Origin of the sequence: Scopulibacillus daqui, assembly GCF_016908855.1 — a bacterium.
In the GTDB taxonomy this organism is placed as follows: domain Bacteria; phylum Bacillota; class Bacilli; order Bacillales; family Sporolactobacillaceae; genus Scopulibacillus_A; species Scopulibacillus_A daqui.
Window position 1 is genome coordinate 56576 of record NZ_JAFBER010000009.1, and the last position, 15866, is coordinate 72441.

Annotated in this window: 16 protein-coding genes; 2 read left to right on the forward strand and 14 right to left on the reverse strand. The window is 38.7% G+C overall.

Going from position 1 to position 15866, the window contains the following annotated elements:
- Nucleotides 1–22: 22 nt before the first annotated feature.
- Nucleotides 23–961: a YybS family protein gene (locus tag JOD45_RS08410; RefSeq protein ID WP_205003448.1), complete on the reverse strand. Its 939-nt coding sequence runs from the start codon at nt 959–961 to the stop codon at nt 23–25.
- Nucleotides 962–1348: 387 nt separating this feature from the next.
- On the opposite strand from JOD45_RS08410, the gene JOD45_RS08415 reads away from it, so the two are divergent.
- Nucleotides 1349–2254, forward strand: a complete 906-nt coding sequence (locus tag JOD45_RS08415; protein ID WP_205003495.1) for a cation diffusion facilitator family transporter — start codon at nt 1349–1351, stop codon at nt 2252–2254.
- 82 nt (nt 2255–2336) lie between these two features.
- Here the strand turns inward: JOD45_RS08415 and rpsR are convergent, their stop codons facing one another.
- From rpsR to JOD45_RS08445, 6 genes are all read right to left on the reverse strand, one after another.
- Nucleotides 2337–2564: a 30S ribosomal protein S18 gene (gene rpsR, locus JOD45_RS08420; protein ID WP_205003449.1), complete on the reverse strand. Its 228-nt coding sequence runs from the start codon at nt 2562–2564 to the stop codon at nt 2337–2339.
- A 46-nt stretch (nt 2565–2610) separates the two neighbouring features.
- Nucleotides 2611–3090 (reverse strand): single-stranded DNA-binding protein, encoded by a 480-nt coding sequence (gene ssb / locus JOD45_RS08425; protein WP_205003450.1) that lies wholly within the window; start codon nt 3088–3090, stop codon nt 2611–2613.
- A gap of 26 nt (nt 3091–3116) precedes the next feature.
- A complete protein-coding gene (rpsF, locus tag JOD45_RS08430; RefSeq protein ID WP_205003451.1) occupies nt 3117–3407 on the reverse strand; it encodes a 30S ribosomal protein S6 in 291 nt (96 codons plus the stop codon).
- 116 nt (nt 3408–3523) lie between these two features.
- Nucleotides 3524–4624 carry a redox-regulated ATPase YchF gene (gene ychF, locus JOD45_RS08435; RefSeq protein WP_205003452.1) on the reverse strand — a complete coding sequence of 367 codons (1101 nt, stop codon included), beginning with the start codon at nt 4622–4624 and terminating at the stop codon, nt 3524–3526.
- A 222-nt stretch (nt 4625–4846) separates the two neighbouring features.
- Complete coding sequence (locus JOD45_RS08440) at nt 4847–5047, reverse strand: DUF951 domain-containing protein (RefSeq protein WP_205003453.1); 201 nt, start codon at nt 5045–5047, stop codon at nt 4847–4849.
- 43 nt (nt 5048–5090) lie between these two features.
- Entirely contained in the window at nt 5091–6470 is a 1380-nt protein-coding gene (locus JOD45_RS08445) for a glycine--tRNA ligase (RefSeq protein ID WP_205003454.1), read from the reverse strand.
- 825 nt (nt 6471–7295) lie between these two features.
- On the opposite strand from JOD45_RS08445, the gene yyaC reads away from it, so the two are divergent.
- Nucleotides 7296–7940, forward strand: coding sequence for a spore protease YyaC (gene yyaC, locus JOD45_RS08450; protein WP_205003455.1), 645 nt, complete (start codon nt 7296–7298; stop codon nt 7938–7940).
- A gap of 40 nt (nt 7941–7980) precedes the next feature.
- Here the strand turns inward: yyaC and JOD45_RS08455 are convergent, their stop codons facing one another.
- From JOD45_RS08455 to mnmE, 7 genes are all read right to left on the reverse strand, one after another.
- A complete protein-coding gene (locus JOD45_RS08455) occupies nt 7981–8691 on the reverse strand; it encodes a DUF554 domain-containing protein (RefSeq protein WP_205003496.1) in 711 nt (236 codons plus the stop codon).
- Nucleotides 8692–8831: 140 nt separating this feature from the next.
- Nucleotides 8832–9695, reverse strand: coding sequence for a ParB/RepB/Spo0J family partition protein (locus tag JOD45_RS08460; RefSeq protein WP_205003456.1), 864 nt, complete (start codon nt 9693–9695; stop codon nt 8832–8834).
- Nucleotides 9688–10449, reverse strand: a complete 762-nt coding sequence (locus JOD45_RS08465; protein WP_205003457.1) for an AAA family ATPase — start codon at nt 10447–10449, stop codon at nt 9688–9690. The genes JOD45_RS08460 and JOD45_RS08465 overlap by 8 nt, the downstream gene beginning before the upstream one ends.
- Before the next feature lie 109 nt (nt 10450–10558).
- The gene (gene noc / locus JOD45_RS08470; RefSeq protein WP_205003458.1) at nt 10559–11398 is read right to left on the reverse strand and encodes a nucleoid occlusion protein; all 840 of its coding nucleotides are present in this window, start codon (nt 11396–11398) and stop codon (nt 10559–10561) included.
- A gap of 179 nt (nt 11399–11577) precedes the next feature.
- Nucleotides 11578–12285, reverse strand: coding sequence for a 16S rRNA (guanine(527)-N(7))-methyltransferase RsmG (rsmG, locus tag JOD45_RS08475; RefSeq protein WP_205003459.1), 708 nt, complete (start codon nt 12283–12285; stop codon nt 11578–11580).
- 14 nt (nt 12286–12299) lie between these two features.
- A complete protein-coding gene (gene mnmG / locus JOD45_RS08480; RefSeq protein ID WP_205003460.1) occupies nt 12300–14192 on the reverse strand; it encodes a tRNA uridine-5-carboxymethylaminomethyl(34) synthesis enzyme MnmG in 1893 nt (630 codons plus the stop codon).
- A 68-nt stretch (nt 14193–14260) separates the two neighbouring features.
- The gene (mnmE, locus tag JOD45_RS08485; protein ID WP_205003497.1) at nt 14261–15631 is read right to left on the reverse strand and encodes a tRNA uridine-5-carboxymethylaminomethyl(34) synthesis GTPase MnmE; all 1371 of its coding nucleotides are present in this window, start codon (nt 15629–15631) and stop codon (nt 14261–14263) included.
- Nucleotides 15632–15866 lie beyond the last annotated feature (235 nt).

The window sequence follows — 15866 nt, forward strand, 5'->3', positions numbered from 1 at the left end:
GCTCCTACTGTTTTATGAGCATTTATCTTTTTTTCAGCCGCGCTCTTAAATCAAACCCTAAATCAATTATACCTAATACACGAATAATATAAAGTAAGATTGGCCCAGACAAAATGCTGAATATGACTACAATAATTGGTACAGCCGCGGGGATATTTTTTACATAGCAAAAGTAAAAAATGAAGGCAAATCCTTGAATAATCATGACAATTTCCAGGATTGCATAAACATTAATGACAACTGTAAATAACCATTGATTTGTATCGACATGCCCAAAGAGCTCAATAATTAAGGCGGCTAGGTAATACCAAATAAGACTTCTTGGAAAACGGCATTCTCTGAACGGCGGCCACTTTGGAAAATCGACGCGCAGCCTTCTGAGAATAGGCGTGCTTACTAATTCCGTGATTAAAGCATGAAATACCCCGAATGTAACGATGGTAGTCGGTATTGTATAAACCATCATATTCACGCCTTGCCGTAAAATATCTATTTCTTTTTTCGCATCTTGCTGAAAAGAACCGCTTAGTTTTTGCGCTGCATTAAGGGAATTTTCAATTGTATCTTTCATTATTCCCATGACGTCTATATGAAGAGCCTGAGTGACAAACCCGTAAAGTAAAACGAGAAAAATGATATTCGTTAAGCTTCCGCCCACCAATATCGCCAATGCGGATTTTTTGGAATGCAATAAATATCCCATAACCAACCCAGACAACAAGAAATATAAAGCAGAAAGAGTCGGCAAAACCCCGGCAAGCATAAGGGATATAAGCAAAGATATAATTAATACCATAATGCCGGGCTTCAGGCTGTTTTTCGCTGTATAATAAATCAGCGGCAGCGGCAAAAACCAAAACGTAATAATACCCATAAATGGAATATAAAATGTTATCAATAGGATACATACAAAAATTGCTGTAGACAATGATCCTTCGACCAGGACCCTTGTTTGTTTCATTTAAGCCACCTCTAATGTCTGTGATGCCATTACTGAAATAATGGATATGTTTCACTTTATTAAGTTTATTAGGATCAAGCCTTTTCTTCAACGTTAAAAAAATACGCTTTATCATCTACTATACAAAAATCTAAAACAAATGGAAAGACATTGTATTTTATTCAGCTCCTAAATTCCGGCAGTTGCAGTTTTCGCAGCATTTCTTTATACTAGACGTATGAACGGCATCTGGAAAAATGTTCATCCAGAAAAATATCCTTTAAAGTTGGTGGCGTGATGCCTGTATTTAAAATCCCTTTACATAACATATATTATAAAGAAAATGCCGACCATAAATACAAGGTCGGTTTTATTTTTGCCTTAAGGAAAATTAAATGAGGTGAATCAATCATGCTTTCGCAACAATCCAAACTGCTCGCCGCTTGGATTAGTCTTATCAGCAACTTTATATTAACCGTTTTGAAAATCGTTGTCGGAGCCATTTTTCACAGTACAGCACTTATTGCTGACGGTGTACATAACGGCGGTGACGTGATCGCCTCTATTGCAACTCTCAGTTCCATGAAGCTCTCTCATCAGCCGGCGGATAAAGAACATCCGTACGGCCATGGCAAAGCCGAAGACATTGCCTCAGGGATCATAGCGATCATTTTAGGCATTGCTGCTTTATTTCTTATATACGAATCGGTATTGGCCTTGTTTGAACCAGCTATTATTATAAGCCTTTGGGCTCTGATTGCTGCTTTTGTTTCGCTCGTTTGGAAGTATATCTTATATATTTATACAATCAAAATCGGCAAAAGAGATAAAAGCAAAAGCCTGATAGCTACAGCTTATGATCATCTTGCCGATGTCTATGCTTCGCTTGCTGCGGTTATCGGGCTCGGCATCGCTTGGATCGGCGACATGTTCAATATTTCATTAGCGTCATATGGCGATCCGATTGCCGGCATCATTGTCTCTATACTCATTTTAAAAGTTGCCTTTAACATGGGTGTAGAGTCGGTTAATGTACTTATGGAAAGCAATGTATCCCAAGAGAAACAAGATGAATTCAGCGACATTATTTTGTCATTTTCAGAAGTTAAACGCATTGACCGGCTCAGAGCCAGAGAACACGGCAATTATATTTTAGTAGATGTCAGAATTAGCGTACCCGGGAATATGACCATCCAAGAAGGCCATGATGTTACAAAGAAAATTAAAAATACAATCATGGAAAAAAATCAAGATGTCGAAGAAGTATTAATTCATTTGAACCCATGGTATCCAGAAAATCGAGCAAATAGATAGGACTGTTAACTCGCCTCTTAGCTCATAAAAAGAGGTAAATAAAAAACACAGCAGTAACAATACCGCTGTGTTTTTGAATACCTTACTCAGTTGTGTAAGGCAAGAGTGCCATTTGACGAGCGCGCTTGATTGCACGAGTCAATTGACGTTGGTACTTAGCGCTTGTACCCGTTACACGGCGTGGCAAAATTTTACCGCGCTCTGAAATGAATCGTTTCAAAAGGTCAACGTCTTTATAGTCAATATAAGTGATGTTATTCACTGTAAAGTAACAAACTTTACGACGTTTACCGCGTCCGCGACGTGCCATCTTTCCATTCCTCCTTTATTGTTTTTTTCCGTTCAAAATCAACTTATTAAAATGGTAAATCATCATCTGATATATCGATTGGTTTACCATCGTTCGCAAATGGATCATCATCAAACGGGTTTTTATAGTCCTGATTTTGATTATTGTTTTCTTTTGGAGGCATTGGTTGAAAGTCATTTCCGAAGTTATTGTTTTTAGAACTAGCACCCTTTGGCTCCAAAAATTGCACACTGTCAGCGACAACTTCTGTAACGTATACCCGACGGCCGTCATTATTTTCATAACTTCTCGTTTGCAAGCGGCCGTCCACACCCGCTAAACTTCCTTTGCTCAAGTAATTGGCTGCATTTTCAGCTTGTCTGCGCCACACGACAACTTGAATAAAATCAGCATCGCGCTCGCCCTGTTGATTTGTAAAAGGACGATTGACAGCAATGGTGAAATTAGCTACGGCAACACCATTCGGCGTATATCTAAGCTCAGGGTCCTTCGTCAACCGGCCAACCAATACCACTCGATTAATCATCAGAACCTCTCCCCATTAAATAAAAATTATTCGCGCTCATCTTTAATAACCATGAAACGCAGAACATCGTCATTGATTTTCACAAGACGATCAAATTCGTTAATAGCTTCAGCTCCAGCAGTAACATAAAGGACAGTATAAACGCCATTGTTGTAATCGTTGATTTCATAAGCAAGGCGGCGCTTGCCCATTTCCTCTACTTTATTGATTTCAGCACCGTTGTCAGTTAAGATTCCGGCTAGCTTTTCTTTTACTGCTTTCTCGCCTTCTTCATCAAGATCTGGACGAAGAATGTACATGATTTCGTATTTACGCACGTTAGTCACCTCCCTTTGGTCTAAACGGCTCCGATATGGAGCAGAGAGCAAGTCATCTTACTCACAGATAAATATTATAGCAAATCCCAAATGGTTCTACAAGTTTAGACCGCAAATTATACATTAAATCTAAAGTGGATAATATCTCCATCTTGGACAACGTAATCTTTTCCTTCGAGCCTTAACTTCCCTTTTTCCTTAGCACCAGCAAGCGAGCCGGCAGCAACCAAATCTTCATAAGAAACGACTTCAGCACGAATAAATCCCCGTTCAAAATCTGTATGAATAATGCCTGCTGCTTCCGGCGCTTTCATGCCTTGGCGGAAAGTCCAAGCTCGTACTTCTTTTTCGCCGGCTGTAAAATAAGTTGCAAGTCCTAGAAGGTGATAAGCTTTTTCTATCAGCTGATCAAGTCCGGAGCGTTCAATGCCGAGTTCTTCTAAAAAAGCCTTTTTTTCTTCGCCGTCTAATTCGGCAATTTCTGATTCAATTTTCGCTGAAATAACAACGACTTCTGAACCGTCCTTCTCAGCAAATGCTTTTACTTGTTTAACAAACTGGTTGTCTTCTGATGAAAGAACATCTTCTTCTGATACGTTGGCTACATACAATACAGGTTTTTGAGTTAACAGATTTAAATGTTTAACGGCATGCAGCTCGTCTTCTGTTAATTCAACACTGCGGGCTGTTTGTTCATTTTCGAACGCTTCCTTTAATTTCGAGAGTGCAGAAAACTCAACAACAGCTTCTTTATCTTTTTGTTTGGCTAACTTTTCAACACGATCTATTCTCTTATTAACAGATTCTAAATCAGCTAAAATTAATTCTAGATTAATGGTTTCGATATCATCAATAGGATCAACTTTACCAGAAACATGGGTAATATTTTTATCTTCAAAACATCTAACAACATGTGAAATGGCATCAACCTGACGAATATTGGCTAAAAATTGGTTTCCCAGCCCCTCACCTTTGCTGGCGCCTTTAACTAATCCGGCAATATCTGTGAATTCAAATGTTGTTGGAATGGTTTGCTTGGGCTGATACATCTCTGTCAGCTTATCCAGGCGGCTGTCAGGTACATTGACGATGCCGACGTTTGGATCTATTGTACAGAATGGATAGTTTGCTGACTCCGCACCAGCTTGAGTAATAGCATTAAATAAAGTTGATTTACCTACATTAGGCAAACCAACGATGCCCGTTGTTAACGCCATGGTCAACACTCCTTTATATCATCGCGAATAACAGTCCAACCCAATTATATGGATAGAATGAATAAAAAACAAGTTACAACTTAGCCGGGTATTTACAGAACAAAAAAGAGGGCTGATCACCCTCTTTTTGAGAAATATCTTGGCGGTTCGCTATTTCCCGGGAAATTTCGACTTCTATCATATTCCAAGAAGTCCACAGCCCATTTAGTGAAGAACCTTCAATTACTGCTCGTCTTCAATGACCCTTTTTAATTTTTTCTTGAATTGACTTCTTGGAATGAGAACACTGTGGCCACAGCCTTGACATTTAATTCTAATATCAGCACCCATTCGAATAATCTTCCATCTGTTTGTTCCACACGGGTGCGGCTTTTTCATTTCAACAATGTCATTTAAATCAAACGAAATCTCTTTTTGACTCATATAAGCTCACCCCAATAATATACGTGTTCAAAAATAGGCTGCATTAAAATTTAATTTTACTATCCAAGAAGGATTTGAGTTCACTAATCGGCATGCGGATTTGCTCCATTGTGTCTCTTTCGCGAACTGTTACTTGGCCGTCTTCTTTTGAATCAAAATCGTAAGTGATGCAGAAAGGTGTGCCTATTTCATCTTGTCTGCGGTATCTCTTGCCGATTGAACCCGTTTCATCATAATCGACCATGTAATCTTTTGAAAGGTCTTCAAAGACATGCTGTGCTTCGTCTTTTAACTTTTTAGATAACGGAAGAATAGCCGCTTTGTATGGTGCAAGTACCGGATGTAAATGAAGAACATTGCGGCTGTCATTTTCGCCGATTTCTTCCTGTTCAAAAGCATCGATTAAGAACGCTAGTGTAACGCGGTCTGCCCCTAATGCCGGTTCAATACAATAAGGGATATAACGTTCATTTGTTTGCTGATCAATGTAATTCATATCTTCGCCGGAAACTTCCATGTGGCGTTTTAAGTCAAAGTCGGTTCTTGAAGCGATTCCCCACAACTCTCCCCAACCAAATGGGAATTTATACTCAAAGTCTGTCGTTGCATTGCTATAATGCGACAATTCTTCTTCAGAATGGTCTCTTAACCTTAACATATCTTCTTTCATACCAAGAGAAAGCAGCCAACTTCTACAATAGGCTTTCCAATAATTAAACCATTCCATTTCTTCGCCAGGTTTGCAGAAAAACTCTAATTCCATTTGTTCAAATTCCCTTGTTCTAAACGTAAAGTTGCCTGGTGTAATTTCATTGCGGAATGATTTGCCGATTTGTGCGATACCGAAAGGAAGCTTTTTCCTCATCGTTCTTTGTACATTTTTGAAATTGACAAAAATGCCTTGCGCTGTTTCAGGGCGCATATAAATTTCATCCGTACTCGTTTCGGTAACACCTTGATATGTTTTAAACATCAGATTAAATTGGCGGATTGATGTAAAATCATGAGCGCCGCAATCAGGGCAATTAATATGATGCTCTTCAATCAGTTCTTCCATCTTTTCAAAAGGCAGGCCGTCAACAGGTTGATCGAGCTTGCCGTCCAACTGGCTTTCAATGAGTTTATCGGCACGGTGGCGGCTTTTGCATTGCTTACAATCAATCATAGGATCATTGAAGTTAGTAAGGTGACCGGATGCTTCCCATGTTTTAGGATTCATTAAAATAGCCGAGTCTAATCCGACATTATATGGAGATTCTTGGACAAACTTTTTCCACCAAGCTTTTTTTACATTATTTTTCAATTCAACACCCAGCGGTCCGTAATCCCACGTATTAGCTAAACCGCCGTAAATCTCAGAACCTGGAAAGATAAAACCTCTTTGTTTTGCAAGGTTTACAATTTGATCCATTGTCACTGACATTAAAATCACTCCTAATCATTTAGAAAAAATTGTCTTGCCGCCGACGCTTTACAGTAAAAGCGAGTGAAGCGCCGGCTTGAATAAACCCTTTTTACTGCTTTGAGCACCTTCCCTGAGTGTTTTCTCCGCGCAGGAGCGCCCTTCTATACTTTTTGCCAAAAGAAACGAAACTCAAAAGTATAAAATAAGCTCCCGCCCCAAGGCGCTCAGCCTAGGGACGAGAGCTTTTGCTCACGCGGTTCCACCCTAATTGATACACAAAAGTGTACCCTCTTTTTATTGGCGCAGTTCAAGAACGCCCTTCTCTAAAGTCTTGTCTAGGCTTCCACCATCCCTAGTCGCTTAAAAACAAGTTTACTTTAGATACTCTTTTCCGTCATCACTGCATCGTTATCGCTGCTTTTTTTGGATGCGTTAAGTCATTGGTATTGGCGATAAGGGCCGATTAATATAAAGTTCCTTACGCCTTCCTGCCTGCTAAAGTTTTTTCATTATAAAATGTATTATAAAACAAATTGCTAGAAATAATCAATTCCATTGTTATATTTTTAAGCGCATTCTATAAGTTATTTCTTACATTATTTAAAACGTTGGCAAACCGGCTTTTGATGCAGGTCATAAAAACACCAAGAAGCTTATACAGATTTAAAAAAATAAATCGGGTATAGAATTATAACTGCGGTAAACCGCCAATCGGTATAATCGGAAACATTCAATCATATGACTAAAGACAGCCGAGTCTCTCTCCAGCATTTGCAATTTCGCATGTATAGAAAACCAAGGAATTCCGTATAATATAAATATTATGACTAAGGGGAGAAACCTATGAATCTAAAACAAAAGCTTGCCGCATTAAAAAAATCTGATAACAAAATTCATTATAATGATTTTCCTTCACACGTTAAACTCATAAAAAATATCGAATCTCTTTTGCCTGATAGCGATGATCTGACTATTGTCGTTGTTTGTATCGGAACAGACCGTTCCACAGGCGATTCATTGGGGCCTCTTATCGGCACAAAATTAATCGAATTAAATGAGCATCAATATCCTGTGTATGGCACGTTAGAACAGCCGATTCACGCCATCAATTTGGACGAAAAACTGAAGGAAATTAATCATGCTTACCGCAAACCATTTATTATTGCTATTGATGCCTGTCTAGGCAAATACAATAATATTGGGACAATTTCAATTGGCGAAGGCCCTGTATTGCCCGGTGCAGGGGTCAACAAAAAACTCTCACCCGTAGGAGATATGCATATTACAGGAATAGTAAATGTTAGCGGTTATATGGAGTATTTCGTTTTGCAAAATACTAGATTAAGTCTTGTTATGAATATGGCAAAGGTTATTTCCGAATGCCTTCATCTTGCTATCTCCAGGCACATCAATAAATACACTAAAAGCGTTCATTTTAAAGGACACTTACCGATTAAAAAACATGAAGATAAAAGAACACCCAGCTAAAATTAAAAGACACCCATATATACATCATACATGGGTGCCGTTAAGAGAGGTGCCAGTAATAAACAGAAATTACAATCAATGCACAAATAATAATACTTGGTAAGAAATTGGCAGTTTTTACTTTAGTGATATTTAGAAGATTTAAACCAATAGCTATAATAAGTATCCCGCCGGTTGCTGTGATTTCGTCAATAAAACGACCCATTAATGGATCGGGAATAGCTTTTGCTATGTAAGTTGCAAATACAGCAATAAGTCCTTCATATATAAATACGGAAATCGATGAAAAAATGACGCCTATTCCTAACGTTGTTGCAAAAATCAGTGCCAAGAATCCATCCAAAACGGCTTTAGTGAACAAGAGACTATGATCGCCCCTTAATCCGCTGTTTAAGGCACCTACAATTGACATCGCTCCAACTACAAAAACTAGCGTACTAGTGACAAAGGCCTTTGCAATATTTCCATCTTTACTTGTCCCGACTTTTTGTTCAAGGAAATACCCGAAACGGTTTAACAGTCTTTCTAAATCAAGCCATTCGCCAATGAGGCCGCCAAGCACTATACTCCCTATTACATACATAGAATTTTGGGTCTTTAGACCCATTTGTATGCCCAGCAAGATAATGATCAGAGCCATTCCTTGAGTCACTGTTTGCTTTATCTTTTCCGGAATCCTTTTCAATAGATGTCCTAAAATAGAACCTAATATAATAGCTAATGTATTTACGATTGTTCCTAATAACACCATCATTCAAAAACCCTACTTTAAACCCCTGCTTTTTGAACTGTCGGGATACACACATACAGGCATTTGGACCCATAGAGAGTATGAAGCTGGCCATCTAAAGGCTGAAAGACAATTTATGGCCAAGTTTTTAGATACGCCCTTTACCTTTGGTGCTGTCCTTCGAGTATTTCAATTAATCTATTTAAATCATCTTCTGAGTAATATTCAATTTCTATTTTTCCCTTATCTTTATTTTTTACGGGTTTAATGGCAACGGATGTGCCGAACCTTTCCCTCAATAAAGAGATTTTTTGCTTTAATTCAGGATTAAGACTTACTTTATCCTTTTTCGATGTTTCACGTGCAGCATTTTGATTTAACTTTTGAATCAGCTGTTCTAATTGCCTAACATTCATTTGTTCTTTAATAATTTTATCTACTAACGCAGGCAGCTTCTTTTTATTTTTTAATCCTAGCAGCGCTCTGCCATGTCCCATTGATAATTTCCCATCAGCAATTAATGATTGCAGCGGTTGGGACAGTTGCAATAATCGAATATGGTTCGTAATATGAGGACGGCTTTTTCCTAATTTTTTAGCCAATTCCTCTTGAGTAATGTCTAATTCATCCATCAGTTTTTTATATGCTAAAGCTTCATCGATCGGATTCAGATCTTCCCTTTGAAGATTTTCGATGAGAGCAACTTCCATCATTTGCTTATCTGTAAAATCTTTGACCACCGCCGGGACTTCATTTAATTTTGCCTCAATAGCAGCTCGATATCTTCTTTCGCCGGCGACTATATCATAGCCTTTAATGCTTTTTCGAACAATAAGCGGTTGGATAATGCCATATTGCTCGATAGATGTTTTTAACTCATTAATCGTATCATCATCAAATTTTTTTCTCGGCTGATAAGGATTAGGCCGTAAATCCTTTATCTTTATGTGTTGAACAGTATCTTTGTCATCGACGACATTAGCGGGAAAAAAAGCATTTATGCCCTTGCCTAAGCCCCTACTCATCCATCATCACTTCCTTTGCCAATTCAAGATATACTTCAGCACCTCTTGACTTTGGATCGTAGATGATAATTGGTTTCCCGTAGCTTGGTGCTTCACCCAGCCTTACATTACGGGGAATAATAGTTTGATAGACTCTGTCTTGGAAATATTTCTTAACTTCTTCAATCACTTGAAGTCCAAGATTTGTTCTGGCATCCAGCATCGTCAAAAGCACACCTTCAATCTGAAGATGACTATTTAAATGCTTTTGGACTAACCGAACATTATTTAATAATTGACTTAAACCTTCGAGTGCATAATATTCGCATTGAACAGGAATCATTACTGCATCAGATGCCGTTAATGCATTGATGGTTAATAATCCAAGTGAAGGCGGACAATCAATAATAATATAATCATATTGATCACTAATTTTTTCAAGCGCACGACTAAGCCTTACTTCTCTAGATATAGTTGGTACAAGTTCTATTTCCGCACCCGCTAACTGAATTGTCGAAGGTATAATTTCGAGATTTTCAATTAAGGTTGGCCTGATAACATCTTCAGGATTAACATCTTCTATTAGAACATCATAAATGCATTCATCTATATCACCTTTGTCAATACCAACACCGCTGGTCGCGTTTCCTTGGGGGTCCATATCAACAAGTAAAGCTCTTTTTCCAAGGTATGCCAAACAAGCGCTCAAATTAACCGATGTTGTTGTCTTGCCAACACCGCCTTTTTGATTCGCAATGGCTAATATTTTACCCACTGCACAATGTCACCTGCCTTTATATTGCCCTTAAACTGTATAGTTAAGGAGACGGTTCATAAGAACTCTGTTCATTTCTTGCTGCTAAACGTTTTCTGGCAGCGCCTCATTATTTTTTAGGAATTCTTATAGTGAATTGATAATAATCTCCCATATCTTGTTCATCAGTGTCTACATTTAATCCGCTGTCTTCAACCATACCGACCGATTGCCTTATCGTGTTAACCGCTATTCTCATATCTTTGCTTAGTGACAAGCGTTTCTTTCTTTTAGGTTTGGCTGATTGATCTTCTTTTAACTTTTTGACTCTTTCTTCCGTTTGTTTAACATTAAGCTGCTTTTCGATAATTTCTTTAAGCAGTTTCTCTTGTTTTTCCTGATCTTTTAAACCAATTAAGGCACGGGCATGCCTTTCGGTAATTTGTTTGTCTAAAAGCGCATTTTGAACCATGTCCGGCAACTTCAATAACCTTAATTTATTTGCAATTGTTGACTGTCCTTTGCCAAGTTTTACGGCAAGACTCTCCTGTGTAAGTCCATGTATATCCATCAATTTAGCATAGGCCATCGCTTCTTCAATGGCTGTTAATTCTTCCCGCTGCAAGTTTTCAATAAGTGCAACAGCGGCCGTTTGAGCATCATCAAATTCTTTTATAATGGCAGGAACAGTTTTCCAGCCAAGAGAAGTTACTGCCCGCCAGCGCCGTTCGCCGGCAATGATTTCATATTTATCATCAATTTTTCTTAATACAATTGGTTGTATAATCCCATGTGTTTGAATAGTTTGTGCCAATTCTTCAATTTTTTCTTTATTAAAAACAGTTCTCGGCTGAAAACGATTGGGAATAATATCTTTTATATCAATTTCTTGAACATGTTCATGCTCAAGTTCATCAATAGCCTCGTCTCTTTCCCCTTGACCAAATATTTTGGAAAAAGGATGTTTCATAAATGTCACCACCCTTTTTGGTGTTTCCCCAATAATAATTTCGCTCTTTAAACAGTAAATCCTTCATTATACAGCCTGTTTCACGTGAAACCTGTTAAGCGGTAAACCCGGGCACAACAGTGAAGTCACCCATAAGCTAACCCTTTTTACGCCCGGAAAACACCGCTTCTTGCTTGACATTATAATGGGATTTTGCTCGGCGTTCCAGGCTTTCTTGGATATTTTTTAGGTGTCTTTTGCACTTTATCTATAAAAATAAGATGACGATGGCTTTGTTCCTCTGGTAAAAGCAAGGCTTGGACATCTTTTATCTTTCCGCCCAGAATGTCTATTGCCTTCTTTGAATCTTCGATTTCTTCTTCAGCGCTTGCTCCTTTTAAAGCAATAAATGTACCATTAATTTTCGTAAGCGGCAAGCAATATTCGCTAAGAACCGACAATTTGGCAACCGCTCTTGCAGTTACAATATCAAAGCTCTCGCGAATTTCGGGCTTTTTAGCAAACGTCTCTGCTCTATCATGATACAGTTTTATGTCACTTAAAGAAAGTTCTTTGGCTAAAGCCTCTAAAAAGGTCAGCCGTTTTTTAAGCGCATCGACAATGGCAATCTTAAGATTGGGAAATAAAATTTTTAATGGAATGCTTGGAAAACCGGCACCTGAACCAACATCACATAAGGTTAATTCGGGGGTTAGGTCAAAATAAAAACTTGGTGTGAGAGAGTCAAAGAAATGCTTTATGTATACTTGTTCCCGATCGGTTATTGCGGTTAGATTCATTTTTTCATTCCATTCAACTAAACATTCATAATACTTTTGGAATTGATTAATTTGATGAGGAGAAAGGGTTATTCCCTTCTCCTCTAAAATTTTAATAAACTTATTCATCGCTTCCTCCATTACTATTCAGCAACCTTAGCCAATTTTCCTTGTTCTAAATAAACAAGCAAAATCGAAATATCGCTTGGATTTACACCTGAAACTCGTGAAGCCTGCCCTACAGATAACGGTTTGACTTGACTAAGCTTTTGTTTAGCTTCTGTTGCAAGACCGTTAATAGCGGAGTAATCAAGATCTGAAGGGATCTTTTTATTTTCCATTTTGCGCATTCTCTCAACTTGTTGCAATTGCTTGCTTATATAGCCTTCATATTTCGTTTGGATATCAACTTGTTCGGCCGCTTCTTCACTGATTTCTTCGGGCGGTTCAGGAATAAATTTTAAAATATCATAATAAGTGAGCTCTGGACGTTTTAATAGATGATCGGCTTTAACGGGTTCCTTTAATTCGTTTGCTCCCTTTTCTTTAAGAAGAGCTTGCACTTCTTCTGTTGGCTTAATAGATATTTTCGACAAACGTTCACGTTCTTTTTTAATCATTTCTTTCTTTTTAGTGAACTTTTGATATCTTTCCTCAGAAATTAAGCCGATATGATACCCGATATCAGTCAATCTTAAGTCAGCATTATCATGACGAAGCAATAGACGATATTCGGCGCGTGATGTTAACAGACGATAAGGTTCATTGGTTCCTTTAGTTACAAGGTCGTCAATGAGCACACCGATATAAGCTTGGGAACGATCAAGAATAACCGGTTCTTTTCCTAATACAGCGCAAGCCGCATTAATGCCGGCCATAATGCCTTGTGCAGCCGCTTCTTCGTAACCTGAAGTGCCGTTAATTTGACCGGCAGTATATAAACCTTTAACCTTTTTGGTTTCAAGCGTTGGCCAAAGCTGTGTCGGAACAATGGCATCATATTCAATGGCGTAACCGGCACGAAGCATTTCAGCCTTTTCAAGACCAGGCACTGTTTTTAGCATTTCCCGCTGCACATCTTCCGGCAGACTTGTTGACAAGCCTTGCACATAAACTTCTTCTGTATTTCGGCCTTCCGGTTCCAAGAAAATTTGATGGCGCGGCTTATCATTAAAACGAACGATTTTATCTTCAATAGATGGACAATATCTAGGGCCTGTGCCTTTAATCATACCTGAATACATCGGTGAACGATGTAAATTACTATTAATGATTTCGTGCGTTTTTTCTCCTGTATAAGTCAGCCAGCATGGAATCTGATCTGTAATGAATTCCGTTGTTTCATAAGAAAACGCACGCGGCTCTTCATCTCCCGGCTGAATTTCCGTTTTGGAATAATCGATGGAACGGCTGTTAACACGAGGCGGTGTTCCTGTTTTAAAACGAACAATATCAAAGCCAAGTTCTTGTAAATGGTAAGACAAATTAATAGATGGCTGCATATTGTTCGGTCCGCTTTCGTAAGAGAGATCACCGATAATAATCTTGCCTCTCAAAAATGTGCCTGTCGTAATAATCACTTTTTTGGCGCGATATTCAGCATTAGTTTTTGTTATAACACCTTTACATACGCCGTCTTCAACAATTAGCCGTTCAACCATTCCTTGTTGAAGAGTGAGATTTTCCGTTTGTTCAAGCGTTTTTTTCATTTCTTGTTGATACAATACTTTGTCAGCCTGTGCTCGCAAAGCTCTGACGGCAGGCCCTTTTCCTGTATTCAACATGCGCATTTGAATGTGGGTTTTATCGATATTTCTTCCCATTTCTCCGCCTAGTGCGTCAATTTCCCGAACAACGACGCCTTTTGCCGGGCCGCCGACTGATGGATTACATGGCATAAAAGCAATAGCGTCCAAATTAAGCGTCAGCATGAGCGTCTTTGCGCCCATTCTTGCTGAAGCCAAACCTGCTTCAACGCCGGCATGACCGGCGCCGATAACGATAACATCATATTCGCCAGCTTTATATGTTTTCATCGCTTAAACCTCCTTTAAAGGATATTTTCAAAAAATAAGGGCTTCCCGCCCTTCATGTGTGTTGGTTTTTACTTTCCTAAACAAAATTGTGAAAACAACTGATCAATTAAACTTTCGGATACCGTATCTCCGACAATTTCACCAAGAATTTCCCATGTTCTGCGGACATCAATCTGTGCCATATCGACAGGAACGCCAAGGGACATACTGTTTATCGCGTCGTTAATCGCCTCTTTGGCTTGATTTAATAAAGTAATATGACGAATATTGGAAACATAAGTGATATCCTGCGTTTCTATGCCTTGTTCAAAAAACAAAGAGGCAATAGCTTGTTCCAAATCATTAACGCCTTCTTCTTTCAATAAAGATGTTGTGATAATAGGACGGCCATCAGCAAGTTTCTTTACATCATTAAGGGAAATGTTTTGTTCAAGATCCGTTTTATTGACAATAATAATGGCATCCATGCCTTCTATTGCTTTGAAAAGTTTGCGGTCTTCTTCAGTTAAGGCTTCATTATAATTCAGCAACAGAAGAATAAGATCGGCCTCTTTTAATACTTTTCGGGACCGCTCGACACCGATCCGCTCAACAATATCTTCGGTTTCCCTTATTCCTGCAGTATCTACTAAACGCAAAGGAACACCGCGAATATTAACGTATTCTTCGATGACGTCTCTTGTTGTTCCCGGAATATCAGTGACAATTGCTTTGTTCTCATGCACTAAACTGTTTAATAGCGACGACTTGCCAACGTTAGGCCTGCCTATAATAACGGTTGACAATCCTTCTCTTAATATTTTCCCTTGCTTTGCAGTCACTAATAACTCCTCAATTTTATCACGGACCATCTTTGCTTTTTCAAGTAAAATTCCGTTAGTTATTTCCTCTGCATCATATTCAGGATAATCTATATTAACTTCTACCGAAGCAATAATCTCCAATAACGTTTGCCGCAAGCTTTGCACCAGCTTTGACAAGCGGCCTTCCATTTGTCCCATTGCCACAGTCATCGCGCGGTCAGTTTTTGACCGGATAAGATCCATAACGGCTTCTGCTTGGGACAAATCAATCCGCCCATTCAAAAAGGCCCTTTTAGTAAATTCACCGGGTTCTGCAAGCCTTGCTCCGTTTCTTAACGTCAATTCAAGTACCTTATTAACCGACATAACCCCGCCATGGCAGTTAATTTCGACAACATCTTCACGAGTAAATGTTTTTGGAGCCCTCATGACAGATACCATGACCTCTTCAATAACCGCACCGTTCTCAGGATTGATCATCTTCCCGTAATGGATTGTATGCGTTTCGACCTCTTTAAGCTTGCTTTTACCCTTATATATTTTATCAGCAATCTCAATGGCATCGGGACCGCTTAATCTAATGATCGCAATAGCTCCCTCTCCCATTGGTGTTGATATTGCTGCTATTGTATCTATATCCATATGTCTCACCTCTTTCTAGCCTCGGTGAATCATCTATTCATGATGTTCATAAGTCTTGGAAAGTTATCCTGTATATTAAACATTCTCTATCAAACATTGTTATCCACATTTTTGTTCCCTAACAATATAGGATACCATAAATTTTACTGTGGATAAAGCATTTCCTTTTCTTTGCTTGTGGATAACTTTATTTATAACATAATTCACTTAAGTTATCCACAACCTTTTT